A 16,380-nucleotide genomic window follows, 5' to 3' on the forward strand; every position below is an offset into this window, starting at 1 on the left:
CGCCATCAATACGGACAACCTTTTGGATGGCGCCTGTCAGATCTTCGTCTTTCATCATTTTTGCCTCACTCGGTTTTACTGCTTGTGATACACAGTTGGCTTGATGTATTTGAAACCATGGTCAATACCCGTCAAGCTCTCTGAATGTCCAATAAGCAGGTAACCGCCGTCCACAAGACAATCATAGAACTTGTTGACCAGCATTTGTTGAGTCTGTTTGTTAAAGTAGATCATGACATTGCGGCAGAAAATAAAATTGAAAGTTCCTCGAAATGGAAAGGAGTCCATGAGATTGAACCGCTGAAATTTGATCATGTCCCTTATGGATCGTTTGACCCGAAAACGACCTTCCTGGCTTCCGTAGCCTTTCTGGAAATACTTCCTGAGTGTGGGTTTTGGGATTTTCGCGAGCCGATCCGAGCTGTAGATCCCGGTCTTTGCCCGTGCCAGAACCTTGGTGGAAATGTCAGTGGCTAGCATCTTCGTATCAAAAGGCTGGCTGTCGCCGAAGTATTCCAACACACATATGGCCAGAGAATAGGGCTCTTCACCACTGGAACATCCTGCACTCCATGCACGCAGCTTTTTGTAGCGTCCGTTTTCGGCAACACATGAAGGAAGAAGCGTGTTTTTTAAGAAATCAAAGTGCTTTTCCTCTCGAAAAAAGCTGGTTAGATTTGTGGAGACTGCGTCGAGCATCCTTACCAGCTCGTCTCCACTGTCATCTTCCAGCACGAAGTTGTAATAGGTCCGAAAATCCTTGAAACCTCCCTCACGCAGCCGCTTGCTCAGCCTGGCACGGACCAATTCTTTCTTGCCCCCGTGCAGTTCGATGCCGCACTTCTCATGAACCAGGGCGCTGAAACGCCAGAAATCGCGATCTGACAACTCTGAACCAATCACGCTGATGCTTCCTTAAGTCCGGTTGTTGTCTCTCCAATTTCAAGCAATCCTGCGACATCCAGGATAAGCCCCACGCGACCATCGGCCAGTATTGCTCCGCCGGCCATCCCCTTGACTTTCTTCAGTTGTTCTCCAAGGCTCTTGATCACCACTTCCTGTTTGCCAATCAGCTCATCCACCAGGAGGCATTTGCGCTGGCCGTCACTTTCCGCCACCACCACGATGGCCTCCCATGGATCCTTGTGCTGGGGCTCAAAATCAAAGACATCGTGAAGTCTGATCAACGGATGCAGATTATCCCGGATTTTGATCATCTCACCTTGGTTCACCACACTGTTATAGGCAGCTTTTTCCGGCCTGATGGATTCTACCACGGATATGGTTGGTATGATGAAATCCCTGTCTCCAGCCCGGACCATGATGCCGTCAATAATCGCCAGGGTCAGGGGCAGTTTCATCAGGATCGTTGTGCCCTGATCTTTGACCGAATCGACCTCCACCTTTCCCCGCATCTTTTCAACCGCGCGTTTTACCACGTCCATACCAACTCCCCGGCCTGACACATCGGTAACGTTCTCGGCGGTAGAAAAACCAGGCTGAAAGATCAGGCCGTAGACATCCTGATCAGACAATTCTTCTCCACAGGTTATCAGGTTTCGCTCGATGGCCCTGTTGATGATCTTTTCCCGGTCAAGACCCTGGCCGTCTTCTGAGATCTCAATGACGATATTGCCGCCCTTGTGATAAGCCTTCAACTTCACTGTTCCAGTCTCCGGCTTGCCGGCAGCCTTTCTGACCTCAGGTTTTTCAATGCCGTGGTCCACCGAGTTCCTCACCATGTGAACCAAGGGATCATAGATCTCGTCCACCATGTTGCGGTCTATTTCCGTGTCCTCACCGATCATCTCCAGGTGGACCGGTTTGCCGGATTTTTTCGAAAGATCGCGCACCAGTCGAATCATCTTCTGGAAGGTCTGCTTGATAGGCATCATGCGCAAGCTCATGGAGGTCCTCTGAATCTCACAGGTAATCCTGCCCAGTTGAGAAAGGTTTGTATAAAGGCTTTTATCCTGGGCCATAAAAGCACTCATACCTTGGGCTAACATCGCCTGGGTGATGACCAACTCCCCTACCATGTCCACCATGTTATCCAGCTTCCGGGTGTCTACCTTGATAAAAGCAGCCTCCCGAACCGCCTTGCCGGGAACCGCTGAAGCACCTCGACGCTCCTTCTGCTCTCGAAGGGCGGCGGCTACATCCCTGGCCCCAACCTTTTTATCTTCCATCAGGATCTCACCGATCTTCTTATCTGATGGGGGTGGCCCGGCTTGTCTCTCAAGGGCCTTGGCCACCTGTTCCTCGGTGACGATCCCTTTTTCGATCAAGATATTTCCTGTATCGGCCCCATCAGACGAGGGGGTCGGTTTGGTTTTTTCCTGGTCTTCTTCAACCTCACCTGGCTGGAGCTTTCTTAATCGATCCACAAAGGCCTCCAGGCCAAAATGAGCCGGCTCAACCACGCCCGTGGCAAGGCCTTGGCTCAGATGGTTGATCATGGCCTTCATCAAATCCACTGCGTCCAACACCACGTCCGTGATGGCCTCATTGACCGTCAGTTTCTGATTTCTGGCGTCGTCCAAAAGGGTTTCCACCTCATGGGCAAGACGGTTGATATCAGAAAGATTCAGGAAACCGGACACGCCCTTGATCGTGTGGAAGGGTCTGAAGATCGCGTTGATCACCCCCGGGTTCTCAGGATCCTGTTCAAGAGAGAGCACATTGACTTCTATGGTTCCAAGATGTTCCATGGACTCCATGATGAAGCTTTCTACAAGCTCTTTATCCTGGGCAATGTCCACCCCCGGTTTGGCCTCATCAGCACCGGCAGATTCGCCCTCTTGGTCCATGGCAGCCGTATCATCGGACAAGCCACATTTGCGAAGATAACCTGAAATCTTCTCGGAACAAGCCTCCACATCTTCCGGATCCCTCAAGACCTCCTGAAACAAAGAGATGCCATCTTCGATTTGCTTTACGGCTTGCTGTGGCTCTGGATGCTCGTCTAACACCAATTTTTCCGCAATGGACTTTATGCCCCTTGCAAGATCGCAAAAGCTGGCCTTGTCGGCTTTTGTGCACACCCCAACTATCTCGTCCAAAAGGTTCAGGGCTACACCAAAGCCCCCCACATCCTTTGGACCCAGCATCACCACTTCCAGGGCGAGCTTTTCGATCAACTCTGTGGCCGTATTTAGATAATTTTCCATTTTACCTCACTCATCCCCTCTCTTCCTACTGTTCACTGACCACTACAACACATTAATGACCTCCTGGGCAATGCGCCCCAGTGGAACTTGTTTCTGCACTGCTCCTATCTTGAAGGCCTCCTTTGGCATGCCATAGACCACACAGGATGCCTCATCCTGGCCGACAGTTCTGGCCCCAGCCTCTCGCATCTTCAACATGCCCCGGGCGCCGTCTGAACCCATGCCGGTCAGGATGACACCCACTGCGTTGGACCCCGCATATTCCGCAGTGGACTTGAAAAGCACATCCACGGCAGGCCTCTGATGACAGACCATGGGGCCGGTCTTCACGCTCACGTAGTATCGGGCGCCGCTGCGCCTGAGGAGCATGTGGTAGTTTCCAGGGGCGACCAGCGCTCGGCCGGGCAGCACCGAATCCCCGTCTTCGGCCTCTTTGACTTCGATGGCACACAGGCTGTTTAGCCTTTCTGCAAAGGCCGTGGTAAAATTGGGCGGCATATGCTGCACCACGACCACGCCCGGAATCGTTGGGGGAAACTGCACCAGGACCTTCTTCAGGGCTTCCGTGCCACCGGTGGAGGCCCCTATGGCAATCACCTTGTTTGTCGTCTCTTGCAGTGCATGGCTGGAAAGTGTGACTGCCGAGGATTCTACCGCGTCGTCGCCGTGCTTCGATACCCGTGCCCTGGCCGCTGCCCGGATCTTGTCTGCAAGCTGTACCTTCATGTCCCCAACCGAATACGATGCCCCGGGCTTTGACAATACCTCCACGGCGCCAATTTCCATGGCCTCCAGGGCGAGTTTTCCGCCCTTGGGCGTCAAAGAGCTGACAATGATGACCGGAAGGGGATAGTATTTCATGAGTTTTTTCAGGAACGTAATGCCGTCCATGCGGGGCATCTCGATATCCAGGGTCACCACGTCGGGTTTTAGTTTGACAATCTTGTCCCTGGCGACGTAGGGATCAGGCGCTGTGCCTATGATCTGGATGCCCGGTTCCTTGGAAAGTTCCTCTGTGAAAATCTTTCGCACAATGGCCGAATCATCCACGATCATAACCTTAATATCTCTCATTTGCACTCCCGTTCTCTGACGACTGACCACTGCCCACCGACCACTGCCCGTTGCCCACTGTTCACTGCCCACTGCCCACTAAAAGTCGTTCCCCTCAAGGGCTTCCTTGCCGTCCATGGATGCCTCATCCATACCGAGCACATCCACTAACATTTTTTTGATCTCCTCTGGCCTGAAGGGCTTCTTGATACAAGCCTTGGCACCCAGGCTCTTAAGCTCATCGATCCGTTCTTCTCGACCCTCTGTGGTCACAATTACAGTAGGCGTACTGGGCACAATGCCTTGCTCTTGCAAGGCCTTCAAGAAGGAAAAACCATCCATCTCAGGCATGTGAACGTCGGTCAGGATCACGTCCGCCCACTCCTTGTCAAGCACAGCCAATGCCTCCACGCCGTTTGCCGCCTCAAAGATCTGGCCGATATCAAAGCCGGACATCTTAAGAGTCTTCTTGATGACACTTCGCATGGACGATGAATCATCAACAATCAATACATTAAATGCCATGGGATCCTCCCCTAAACCAACCTCAACATATCCCGCACCTTGTCGTACTGGCGGCAAAAATCGACCATGATTTTTTGCAGATCCTCTATCCCCAGGCGGTAACGTTTCGCGAGTTCCTCCCTTCCACGATAAGACAACCCGTCACGCCCCACGCCAATGCCCATAGAAAGCGTTAGGATGTTGGCAAGGTAAATGATAGGCGTAATCACATCATCTTCCCGGGCCTCCTCAGCCCTGTGATGCAGCCGTATGGCTCGAACAATATCTTCAGGAAAATTCCACGATTCAGCGATTTTTGCACCCACCTCGGCATGGTTGATACCTAGCATCTTGCTTTCGGCTTCCAGGAAAGAACACTCATCTTCATTGACCAGCCCAATGATCTGCTCAATGTATCTATCCACAAAACCATCGAGGACGACTTTTCCTATATCGTGCAAAAGGCCTGCGGTAAACAAAGACGAGGGCTCGGACTTCATCACACGAGCAGAGACAATCTTGGACATGATCCCCGTCGCCACGGCGTGTTTCCACAGTTCGCCCTTGGCAAGATCATACCCTTTATTGTCGTGCCGGAAGAACTTAACCACCGTGCTTGCCAGGATGATATTCTTCAACTCCGCATTGCCCAAAACCACCAACCCCTGCCGCAGGGAGTCGACCTTTCTCGTGAGCCCATAATAGGCCGAATTGCAGAGTTTCAATACATTTGCCGTGATCGTCTGATCATACTGAACAACGGGGATGACATCATCTGCCGACGCATCGGGATCATTCAGGATCTTCAGGGCTTGAGTAGCCACACTGGGAAAGGGCGGCAGCTCCTTGATCGCCCCGGTTATTTCTTCCACAGCAATCACAACCTCATTTCTCCTTTGCCAGAGACTTTGAGGACAAGCTCTCCTGTGGCAATATCCAGCCACATGGTCCGATTCGATGTGCCCCCTATATCCTCGGCATCGATCATCACGTGGTTTCGCCAATAGATCTTCCTCAAAGCCGCATAGTTTCGTTTTCCGATGTTAAAACTCCCTGAAGGGTCCATGATCTGAGAACCGCCGGCCACCTTGGAAATCATCCGCTTTTTGTCGGCGCCAAGCTTGTAACAGGCTTTGAACAGGAGCGGGATCCCTGTATCGGCAAACATCAAAGGCCTGGTTTTGGCCTTGTTAGGATCCAACTCGGATTCAGGAAGCATATAATGGAGCAGCCCTCCCACCTTGGCCACGGGGTCATAGACGGCCACACCAATACATGAGCCCAATGAATGGGTAGCCAGGGTCACATCAGGGTCATCACTCACCTTCATGTCCGCTATACCTACATTAATATTCAAAGCTCTAGTCCCTTGTCCAGAACGTCTCTGATCGCCCTCAAGATCTCCTGCCGTGTGAAGGGCTTACACAGTGTGTGCTGCGCACCTAGCTTCTTGGCCAAATACAGATATTCCTCTGGTGAAATACGGCCGCCCCCGGACATGGCAATGATGGGCACGTGTGGGAAGTCGCGCCGAAGTTCCATGATGGTTTCAAGGCCCTCCTTATCCGGCATGATCAAGTCTGTGATGACCAGGTCAACCCATTCCTGATGGCAGAGTCTTAACCCCTCCTTGCCGTTAGAAGCCTCCAGGACGTCGTATCCCTCGCGCTTCAAAATCTGCCGGAGCCATTTCAGTGTTGTAATGCTATCATCTACGATAAGAAGGGAATTCTTCATTTTTGATCCTGTTGTAAATCTTACATTCCGTAAACTTGTCACCAGAATAATATACTGCATAGCCTGTTTTCCAGCTGTTCATGTTAACGCAGTAACAGTCCTTATGAGAGTCCTCAACAAAAGGGCACATTTCTTTCAAGTCATCTTGTTTTTTGTATAGTGTTTTATTATCAGTGGCCATAGTCATTTTTATCTTTCGCTGACCCCCTATTACCCTGACAACGTGAAAGGGGAGGCTGGCTTACTCTCGGGATCGGGGGAGGCGGATAGTTGCCTAGACTATCCGGGAGGTCCTCGTCACCAGCGGTGTGTTTCGGGGATCATAATTGATTGTGTAGGAATTTCATTTTGTTGAGCGGCGTAGCCGCGTCGTATAAAATTGCTCTCGCGATTCTATAACTTGACCCCATCCCGATATTCACCCGTAGCAATTCGCTCGCGATTCCCCAAGAGAAAAACTCAGTGTTCCATGGAACTGGTGGCGGCCCGAAGGCCGCCACCATACATTTGCTATGTTTCAAACAGGCATAGCCGCGTTTCATAAAATCCCTCCTTTTGCGGGATTTTGTTTAGAAGTTTTTGAACTCACCCTCATCCATAGGGATGACGTCTTCAGGTGTGACTTGCGTTGCCTTTTTGATAGCTACCACTTCTTTGCTCGCGGCCTCCTTTCTTGCAGGAGGCGCAAGGGCCTTTCGAATTGCAGTAGCAACCCCTGTGGTGCCAGTCATTTCTTTTCTGCTTACTGCATGCTCCGCATGCTCCTTACCACCTGCTTGATTCCCGCTTCCGCCAACAAAGGCTGAGAGATCCCGCACAATACCTTTCATATTCTCGGCCTGGGCATTCAACTCCTCAGAGGCTGCGGCAGACTCCTCGGCATTGGCCGCATTCTGCTGGGTGACCTTGTCCATCTCGCTCGTGGCTTTATTGACCTGCTCAATCCCCTGGGCCTGCTCGTTAGAGGCCGCAGCGATCTCGCTAACCAGCTCCCCCACTTTGGTAGCATTTGTGGTAACCTCGGAAAATGCATTAGCTGTTTCGGTAACCACGTCTGATCCGTTCTTTACCTTCTTCACGGTGTTTTCGATCAGAACCGCTGTGTTCTTGGCAGCCTCGGCAGACCTCATGGCAAGGTTTCTGACCTCTTCTGCCACAACGGCAAATCCTGCGCCTGCTTCACCGGCCCTTGCCGCTTCAACCGCAGCATTTAAGGCAAGCAGATTGGTCTGAAAGGCGATCTCGTCAATTGTCTTAATGATGTTTGAGGTCTCCTCACTGGCCTTGCTGATCTCTCCCATGGACTTGGTAAGATCCTCCATGGAGTTGCTGGCCTGGGTCACTGTCTGGTTGGCTTCCTTCATGAGACCGTCTGCCTGATTGGCATTGTCGGCGTTTTGTTGGGTCATGGAAGACATCTCCTCTAAAGATGAAGAGGTCTCCTCCAGGGCTGCTGCCTGCTCTGCCGCGCCTTCTGCCAGAGACTGGCTGGCAGATGAGACCTGGGCCGAGGCAGCGGACACCTGCTCAGCGCCTTCATTCAGGCCCTCGATAATACGGTTTATAGGCTTGGTAATAGCCCTGGTGATAAAAAAGGCAAGCAACGATCCAATGACGATCGCTACCAGGGAACCGATCATCATAACGCTTTTGGCTGTGGATATCTGGCTGTCCATCTTGGCTTTTTGATTGGCACGGGCCTTGTCGCAGACCTCATTAAGGGTTCTTGCTGCCGTTACCATGTCGGCGTCGGCTTCCACTTGCTTTCCTTTTATTGTCACAAGCTCATCAAAGGACGCCTTATAGCCCTGAGCCGAGGCAATTATCTGATCGGACTGCTGTTGGTTTTTGGCCTGGTTGAACCGTGACTTTATGTCCCGGGCCAGATTGACGATATCCTCCACACACTTGTGCACACGATCGACATACATCTTGTCGCCGCGAATAATAAAGTTCTTTTCCTGCCGCCGGGATTCTAGAACCCAATTGATGATGCGGTTGGCATCATCGGCCTTGGTCAATTTGTCGTTAAGCTGCGCACCCTTAGCGTTTGCCTCACGCAGTGTTCCATATTCTGCTTTTTGCTCCTGGCGCATGGTCTCAGCAAGCGCTATAAGCGCTCTGGCGTTTTTTACCATGGTTGCATCGGCGACTTTGCGTTTTTCTGCAAAGGCCACATATTCGCCAAACGACTTTTCGTATCTTCCGGTTGCCGCCGTGGCCTCGTCCATCTGCTGTTTGTTAACCGGGTCTTTGAATTTGACTTTGGTCTCGTTCGCCTGCTTTTTTATGGCCTCTGTTTGCTCTACAACCTGATCAACATATTTTTTTTCTCCGCGAATAATGAAATTCTTTTCGTGCCGGCGCGATGTCAGCATACGTTCTATCAACTGGCTGGTATCATCGGCCTTATCCACCCTGTCCACAACGCCTGACATGCCGTTGTAACCCACAAAGGCCACCACAGCGAACAAGATCAGCACAATAGCAAACCCGCCGGCTACCTTGGTCCCAAGTTTCATATCCCTCAACATTTTTAGTCCCTCCTTGTGTTTGTCATTTGTTATTTGTCACTGGTCATCGGTCACTAGTCACCGGTTAAATGGTTGAATGGCTGAGTAATGAAATGGTCATTGGTCAATGAAAGTGAACTGAGGTACCTAAAGCCGAAGGCCCCAATTCCTCAATCCCTGAATTCCAAAACCGCAATTTCAACTTACGCCGCTTTCTCCAGGATAGCCATTTCTTCAGCGCTGAGAACTTGATCGATATCTAGGAGAATCTTGACACCGCCTTCCATCTTGGCCATTCCCAGAATGTACTCTGTGTTCAGCTTGGGGCCGAATGTTGGGGTATCTTCGATTTCCTCACCCTTGATGTTTAGTACTTCCGACACCGAATCGACCACAATGCCGATAAGCACAGTTCCCCCCTGGTCCGCGATTTCCACGACAATGATGCAGGTACGCTCCGTGTACTCCATTTCCTCCATGCCGAACTTGAGCCTCAGGCCCACTACCGGTATTACTTTGCCGCGAAGATTGATCACGCCTTTCACATACTCGGGTGTCTGGGGAACAGAGGTGATCGGCATCATCCCGATGATCTCTTTGACCTTCAGGATGCCGATGCCATACTCCTCTTCTGCCAGGGCAAAAGTGAGATATTTTGCCTCCTTGTCTGACGCGGCTTTCACCGCCTGATCCATTGCTTCACTTAATTCTGCCATTCTTTTTTCACCTCCTTTGTTGGTCGTTGCTCATTAGTCACTAGACATTGGTTGAGTGGTTGAGTAGTTTAATGGTCATTTATTTTTTCGGACGGGCGAAGTCGCGCTATACGAAAACGCTAAGTGATTTTGTCTGCGGCAAAGTCTTCAGGACAAAGGCCGTTAACGATTCCCTGTCTGTCTGCCCCAACATCCGGCCTTTTTCCTTTCCGCGATGCAAGATCAAATAGGTGGGAGTCCCTGCAATTCCAAGTTTCTGCCTGAATGCACCAATACAATTCATATCCAGCAAACATACCTTCAACGCCTCACCATAAATTTTCGATAAACCTTTTAGGACTTCTCCCTGGTGTTTGAAGTCAGGGCTTAAATGAAGACATGTCAGCAGAACGGGCCGCCATTCGTTCACGACCTCGGACTCAAAATTGTCCAAATCGATATTCAAAAACGCGGTTTTCACCGGCAATGGCTCTTTGTCCCAATTGGTATCCATTGCTAAGGGCATGGCATGGTTCCTTTTCTAAATTCGAAACGTTCAGATGTGTTACTTATGGGCAACATGTATGCCACTTAAGTAACAGGGCGGTTTGTTGCTACATTTGACAAGTATGTTCAGCTAGTTATTGCTGTGGGGATGGGCGCCGTCGGCCTAACGAATCTGTCCAAGAAAACGGACAAAACTCCGGAAAACAGGACTCTTGTCCTCCATACCAGACACCCGGGAGAGACCGACGGAATAGGGGTTAACCACGAGTGGATAGCTTGTGCTTGTTCAGGAGGGCATACAAGTGGGAACGAGACATGCCGCATATGCGGCAGGCTGCTTTGATATTTCCTCTGGTGAGTGATATCAGGTCTTGTAAGTATTCTTGTTCTGTGGCTTGTTGAAAATTCCGGAATTTCGGAAATACCCTGAAAGGCTCAGCGGTTCTTGCCGGATCGTCTCCGGCGGCAGGACCGTTGGTAACAGATACCCGTGCCACCCTGACACGAAGCCGCGTCGGCAGATGTTTGCAGAACAAAATCGGGGCATCCTGTGCAATGGCAATCGCTTTGTCTATTGTATTGGCCAGTTCCCGCACATTACCAGGCCAGTCATACACAAGAAGGATATCGAGAAATTCAGGAGAAAAACTTTTTGGTTTCATCCCATACCTCTTGCAAAGCTTAACAGTGTGGAACGTGGCCAGTTGTTTGATATCTTCGCGACGTTCCCTTAGTGGAGGCAAATGAATTGTAAAGGATCGGATACGAAAAAGGAGCTCGTTTCGAAACTGGCGGTTTTGCACCATCTTATCGAGATCCCGATTCGTGGCCACCACCAGCCTGAAATCGCTCTCAATTTCTCCCTTGCCACCTATGGGCCGAAGGCGGCGTTCCTGAAGGACCCGAAGAAAGGCCTTCTGAAGGAACAGTGGAAGTTCGCCCACCTCATCAAGAAAGAGTGTTCCCCCGTCAGCCTGCTTGAGCAGGCCAATGTGTGGGGTGTCGGCTCCTGTAAAAGCTCCTTTTTCGTGACCGAAAAGCACACTTTCCACGAGTGTTTTGGGAAGGGCAGCGCAATCGACCACCACAAAATTCTTCTTGGAGCGCTGGCTGTTGGAATGAACTGCCCTTGCAAAAAGTTCTTTGCCGGTGCCGGTTTCACCCGTGATGAGGACGTTGGCGTCACTTTGGGCAGCCTGAGCCGCAAGCTTAAGACAGTCGGTTAACTGCGGGCTCTCTCCAATGATGTTCCCACGCATGAAAGCGCCTAGTGGCTTTGCAAGCTTCTTCTCCTCCCGATATCGAAGGGCTCTTGCCAGGTGTTGGATCATCGATTCTGCAGAAAAGGGCTTTTGGATGTAGTCCCAGGCGCCACTTCTTATTGCAAGCTCCGCGCCGTCAGGCTCGCCCTGCCCGGTTATGATGATGACCTCTGGCGAGGAGGGGGTTAACATGATACGGGGTAACACATCGAGCCCGTTTCCATCAGGCATGCGCACATCGAGAAACACCACATCAAACGCCCCTGTGGATGCCTTTTCAAAGCCATCCTTGAGCGTAATGGCATTAGTGCTTTCATATCCCCTCTCCCTTAGGACGTCGCACAGGGCATCGCAAATCATCTTGTCGTCATCTATGATCAGAATATTTGCCATTATCTTGTTATCCGTCCAGCGCCTTTCGAATGGTCTTTGCCATCTCCGCAGTGACAACGGGCTTCATGACGTACGCCGAAATGTCCATGGCCTCCTCTTCTGTGATCTGTTCACTGAAACCCGTGCAAAGTACTGTGGGAATATCGGGTCGAATCCGAGTGAGTTGTTGGGCCAATTCTTTGCCCGTCATATTCGGCATGATTTGGTCAGTGATGACCAAATCGAAGCTGTCTGGTTCAGCCCTGAAAGCCTCCAGGGCCTCGATGCTGCTCGTTCTTGCAACGACCTGATAACTAAGACGCTCTAACATCAACTTTAAGGAGTCAACCACTATTTTCTCGTCGTCCACCAACAGTATTCGCTCGTTGCCCTTGGGAAGTTGTGCGGCCGGCCCAACGCCAGGCGCTACCTCTTCTTCCTTGGCCCTTGGAAAATAGACATGGAAGGTAGTCCCCTTTTCAGGTTCACTATCAACAGTGATTGCTCCACTATAGTTTTTGAAAATACCATGGACCACAGCCAGCCCCATACCGGTCCCCTCACTGCGATCCTTAGGGCGAAAAAGGGATCAAACATACGTTCCACGACTTCTGGGTTGATACCGCGTCCTGAATCACTGACGGTAAGTCTCGCATATGAGCCGGATCTCAGATCCGGATGTGTGGCCGCAGCATCACCGTCAAGTTCCATGTCTACGAGGCTTACTTCCAGCACGCCTCCCTTCTTTCGCATGGCATGGGCGGCATTAGTGCAAAGATTCACGATCAAGCCAGCACCCTGTCGGAGTCCGCCTTAAGTTCTTTCCTAATCTCGATGGTTGTCGCCAACGAAGATCGGAGCAGTTCAAGGACTTCTTTGACAATGGGACTCAGTTGTAAGGGGACTCGCTGCGGTTCAGTCTGGCGGCTAAAGGTGAGAATTTGCTTTATGAGATTCTTGGCGCGATGGCCTGCCTTAAGCACCTCCTGCAAGTTGAGGCGGGTGCGATCTTCCTTTTCAAGGTTAAACATAGCTAGCTCTGTCTGAACCATGATAGGCGTAAGGATATTGTTGAAATCATGGGCGATGCCCCCGGCAAGGGTGCCGATGGCCTCCAGCTTCTGAGCTTGTCGGAGTTGGCTTTTAAGGCGCTTTTTGTCCGTTATGTCCTCTCCAGAAGGCATGGTTAAACCGGGTAATTTTGGCCTCCGTATCCCATACAATGATAGGAGCATTGGCGTAGTTGAACAGCTTTTCCAGATAGTCGCGCTTCTTCCCAAGGGTCTCCTCCGCCCGCTGGCGCCGAGTAGTTTCTGATTGTAATTTGTGGTTAAGCGATTCGAGTTGCTTTGCTGATTCCGCTTTCATTTCCAACTCCAGGGCATTCCAAAAGTTGTTATTCTACCGTGTGCCAGTGGTGTAATGTTTTGAGTTCGAAAATGCTGTGCCGCTTTATTGGCAGCATGAATCATGCCATAGTGTTATAGATACACTATTCTCCTTAATTCCCGACAGTTGAGGTTTTCTTGTCGTGGGATTTCGATTTTGACTTGTTGGTAAATAGGGTTCATATGCTTCTAATTTATCAAGATTTTGACGTTTGATAGCGGTAGGCTAACAGCGCGGGGCAGGTTTGGGATGGACCATGTCCGTGGGGTGAAAGAAGTTGGCTGGATTCAAAAACTCACAAGTTCTAGGGGAAGAACATCTTTTCCGAGTTTACCAGAGAGGAGTGCACAACCATGTCACCTGTCATCGCTCTGGATATCTCGCAAAAGATTTCTGAAAAAACGGCTTAACTTTCTGAATACTCATGCGCCAGGCTCTTTGTATGAAACATTTCCACCGGATCATGCGAAGGGGCTACGGGACAGGTTCTGGTTCGTGTACACTCCCAAACATGGAAGCTGGTTAAATATGGGTGAGATTGAATTGAACGTCCTTATCGGCCAGTGCCTGAATCGACGAATCAATGACATTAATGTGGTCAGAACAGAATCGTTGGCTTGGCAGGAACATAGAAACAACAAAGGCGCCAAAGTCAATTGGCAGTTCACAACTGAGAATGCACGGACAAAACTGATCCGTCTTTACCCGACACTAGATGGTTGACAAGACACTAGGTGTTTAAATTCGAAATCCGAATATCGAAAGCCGAAACAAATTTAAAGCTCTAATGTTCCAATGACAGAAACAAACACACCAAGTTGCAGTCTCGAAACCGAATGTCGCACGGTACAGTTTCAGTCATTTCAGCCGTCGTAGCCGCCACGGCTACTATGGCGAAGTCGGCTTGGATTTTGGTCATTTGATATTGTCCTTCGACTTCGCTCATGGCCGTGAGTCCCTCGACTTGGCTCGGGACCGTGAGCCTGTCGAACGGCCTGTCGAACGGCCAGTCGAACCATTTCGAATTTGCGGCTGACGCCTTGAAGACAGCACGGATTTCGAGATTCGAATTTTTATGTTCTATAGAGCGATGGCCCCCGCACCCCTATGGGGTGTTGCCTCAAAGCCACGTCCTCTGGGCGTGGAACTTTTACTTCTCCTCTACCGTTTTCTGCGAACAACTCGCCTTCTTACCACTTTTCTCTTTTTCTTGGGTCTTGAGGAAGCAGCGGGCGATTTGAGAGGTTCTTGATGTGTTGAAAGGCCCTGTTCCAAAGGCGCGTCCGATGTTTCGCCGTGAGGCTTCTGCTGGTACCAGCAGGTGGCCCTCGGGCATTTCAAGATTGTTTGTCCGGCCTTGTCAGTGGATTCAACCAAAAAAGGATTCCTGCACGAGGGACAGGTCAAATGGTACGGCTTTCCCCAGCTCACAAAAACGCAGTCTTTGTTGGAGCATGCATAGAAGGATTTTCCCTTTGCGGTCTCTTGCTTTTTAATCCTGCCGGTTGAACAGAGTGGACAACTCATGGCCAGGTGTTGTTGAAAGGCCGCAATCCGTTCTTCCAGGGATTCATCGCTTATCAGAGGCTCGGGGGCAATCCCCGTCTTTGCTTGGGACTCTTCGGTTTGCAATGCTATCTCAATCCGATCTCTTTCAGCGCCGGACGACTCTGGCTCCGGCTCTTGTGTGAATTCCTCTTGTTCAGGGTCCTCTAAAAGAGACGATGGCATTTCCTGTTCAGACGGCATCTCGTGAAGTGCTTCATCGGCAGGGAGCGCTGCCCCAGGCACATCATCTTGATCAGACACATCATCTTGATCGGAGTCGGGCTCCGGAGCAGTCTCTTGGGCTTCTTCCGGCAGTACTTCAGATGCGTCGCAGGAGTCTTCGGGTTTACCAGCAGGTGCTTTAGGCTCATCTTCGGCTGTTCCCGGCGCTTGAGACTGCTCTTCTTCGATTAGCCCGGCAGTGCTCTCTGCGGGCTGATCTCTCTTTGAGAAGAACTCTTTGATTTTAACCTGTTTTGTTTCTCCTGTTGACGTCAGTACCAGAGGCTGTCCGGCAGTCCGTGCGGGCCTGGCATGAGACCCTTTTTCTGCTCGTCGCTTGCGCAGCGTTTCTGACAGGGCAGACTTGAGCGCCTCTGTGGATTGACGAATCTCTTTTTGTTTTGTTGCTACTGCTTCTCCTTGTTCAGCAAACCCAGCCCCATGCATTCTTAGGGTTTGGTCAAATTGTGTGATGGCAGATTCAAGGTCCTTGCGGCCCGACAAGAACTCGTCAATGGTCTGAGCAAGGTAGGCAACGAGATTTAGCCCCGGCATTCCGGGAAAGGCCTGGTCGAGCAATCGGGCCGTGTCAATGGCAGGTTTTTTGGCCAATAGGCTGCCATCAGGGTCAATGCCAATATGTCCCTTTTCAATCATGCCTTGAATCTGAGTTTCAACCTCTTCGTCCGAATTCAGGCCCACGTCTTCCAAATCCTCAAGGAATGACTCGTATGTATAACGTTCCGGGGGATCGGTTGGAAAGGCTTGGATCTCACCTTCACGCTCTGCCAGGAGGACCAGACACGATATGGTGGCCAGGTTCAGAGGGAGCCCGCCGATACGGTGGCTGGTCCCAATGCCTTCTTCCATGTGCCGAGCTAACGTCTCATCAAACCGCGCTTTGACATCGTGTGGCGCAGGGTTGTGCCGTTGGATATCTTTTTCCATGGAGTGTGTCTTTTCTTTCATAGGGTGTCAGTGCAATAATGCCATGCCCGATTAGGTCCGGCAGTGCCCGCTTTCCCGTCCGGTTGAGAATAGGTGTTCGTCGAATTCATGCCTGCAAAGAACATACCCATGTTAACGACTTGCAAGTAAAAATGAATCGGCTTGAACGGCCGCGCCTGTGTCATTTCGAACCCCGCCCAAGACGGGGCGAGAAATCTCATCCTCAAAAAATGAACATCGAACATCGAACGTCCAATCGCTCGACCTTGAGGCTCTCGACAGGCATCGAATGTTGAATGGAAAAAAGAAATGGTTCGACGGGCTCACCATCCCGAGCTAGGTCGAGGGACAGAAGAACTAATTAAGATTTTCTTTACGAGTATCAAAACGGCCGTTCGACAGGCCGTTCGACAGGCTCACGGTCCCGAGCCAAGTCGAGGGACTCACGGCCCTGAGCGGA

15 protein-coding genes and 1 pseudogene are annotated in these 16,380 nt (G+C 50.9%); 1 reads left to right on the forward strand and 15 read right to left on the reverse strand.

Annotated features, from left to right (window positions below; all coding sequences use genetic code 11):
• Positions 1-75 precede the first annotated feature (75 nt).
• From JW883_07095 to JW883_07160, 14 genes are all read right to left on the reverse strand, one after another.
• The gene (locus JW883_07095; GenBank protein ID MBN1842029.1) at positions 76-909 is read right to left on the reverse strand and encodes a protein-glutamate O-methyltransferase CheR; all 834 of its coding nucleotides are present in this window, start codon (positions 907-909) and stop codon (positions 76-78) included.
• Entirely contained in the window at positions 900-3,170 is a 2,271-nt protein-coding gene (locus JW883_07100) for a chemotaxis protein CheA (protein ID MBN1842030.1), read from the reverse strand. The genes JW883_07095 and JW883_07100 overlap by 10 nt, the downstream gene beginning before the upstream one ends.
• 42 nt (positions 3,171-3,212) lie before the next feature.
• Complete coding sequence (locus tag JW883_07105) at positions 3,213-4,244, reverse strand: chemotaxis response regulator protein-glutamate methylesterase (protein MBN1842031.1); 1,032 nt, start codon at positions 4,242-4,244, stop codon at positions 3,213-3,215.
• Between the two features lie 78 nt (positions 4,245-4,322).
• Entirely contained in the window at positions 4,323-4,748 is a 426-nt protein-coding gene (locus tag JW883_07110) for a response regulator (protein MBN1842032.1), read from the reverse strand.
• 11 nt (positions 4,749-4,759) lie between these two features.
• Complete coding sequence (locus JW883_07115) at positions 4,760-5,608, reverse strand: HDOD domain-containing protein (GenBank protein MBN1842033.1); 849 nt, start codon at positions 5,606-5,608, stop codon at positions 4,760-4,762.
• Positions 5,605-6,084, reverse strand: coding sequence for a chemotaxis protein CheD (locus JW883_07120; GenBank protein ID MBN1842034.1), 480 nt, complete (start codon positions 6,082-6,084; stop codon positions 5,605-5,607). Before JW883_07120 ends, JW883_07115 begins: the two co-directional genes overlap by 4 nt.
• Positions 6,081-6,464 (reverse strand): response regulator, encoded by a 384-nt coding sequence (locus tag JW883_07125; protein ID MBN1842035.1) that lies wholly within the window; start codon positions 6,462-6,464, stop codon positions 6,081-6,083. Before JW883_07125 ends, JW883_07120 begins: the two co-directional genes overlap by 4 nt.
• A gap of 569 nt (positions 6,465-7,033) precedes the next feature.
• Positions 7,034-8,998: a methyl-accepting chemotaxis protein gene (locus tag JW883_07130; protein MBN1842036.1), complete on the reverse strand. Its 1,965-nt coding sequence runs from the start codon at positions 8,996-8,998 to the stop codon at positions 7,034-7,036.
• 182 nt (positions 8,999-9,180) lie between these two features.
• Positions 9,181-9,693, reverse strand: a complete 513-nt coding sequence (locus JW883_07135) for a purine-binding chemotaxis protein CheW (protein ID MBN1842037.1) — start codon at positions 9,691-9,693, stop codon at positions 9,181-9,183.
• A 106-nt stretch (positions 9,694-9,799) separates the two neighbouring features.
• Positions 9,800-10,198 carry a thioredoxin family protein gene (locus JW883_07140; protein ID MBN1842038.1) on the reverse strand — a complete coding sequence of 133 codons (399 nt, stop codon included), beginning with the start codon at positions 10,196-10,198 and terminating at the stop codon, positions 9,800-9,802.
• Between the two features lie 238 nt (positions 10,199-10,436).
• The gene (locus JW883_07145) at positions 10,437-11,834 is read right to left on the reverse strand and encodes a sigma-54-dependent Fis family transcriptional regulator (GenBank protein ID MBN1842039.1); all 1,398 of its coding nucleotides are present in this window, start codon (positions 11,832-11,834) and stop codon (positions 10,437-10,439) included.
• 7 nt (positions 11,835-11,841) lie between these two features.
• The gene (locus JW883_07150) at positions 11,842-12,363 is read right to left on the reverse strand and encodes a response regulator (GenBank protein ID MBN1842040.1); all 522 of its coding nucleotides are present in this window, start codon (positions 12,361-12,363) and stop codon (positions 11,842-11,844) included.
• A 235-nt stretch (positions 12,364-12,598) separates the two neighbouring features.
• The gene (locus JW883_07155) at positions 12,599-12,997 is read right to left on the reverse strand and encodes a hypothetical protein (GenBank protein ID MBN1842041.1); all 399 of its coding nucleotides are present in this window, start codon (positions 12,995-12,997) and stop codon (positions 12,599-12,601) included.
• Positions 12,957-13,181, reverse strand: a complete 225-nt coding sequence (locus JW883_07160) for a PAS domain-containing protein (GenBank protein MBN1842042.1) — start codon at positions 13,179-13,181, stop codon at positions 12,957-12,959. Before JW883_07160 ends, JW883_07155 begins: the two co-directional genes overlap by 41 nt.
• Before the next feature lie 429 nt (positions 13,182-13,610).
• Between JW883_07160 and JW883_07165 the strand changes: the two are divergent.
• Positions 13,611-13,925 (forward strand): annotated as a pseudogene (locus JW883_07165) (transposase).
• 438 nt (positions 13,926-14,363) lie between these two features.
• On the opposite strand, the gene JW883_07170 reads toward JW883_07165, so the two are convergent.
• On the reverse strand, positions 14,364-15,920 hold the full coding sequence (locus tag JW883_07170) for a hypothetical protein (GenBank protein ID MBN1842043.1): 1,557 nt from the start codon (positions 15,918-15,920) through the stop codon (positions 14,364-14,366).
• Positions 15,921-16,380 lie beyond the last annotated feature (460 nt).

The organism is Deltaproteobacteria bacterium (genome assembly GCA_016930875.1).
Taxonomy (GTDB): Bacteria; Desulfobacterota; Desulfobacteria; order Desulfobacterales.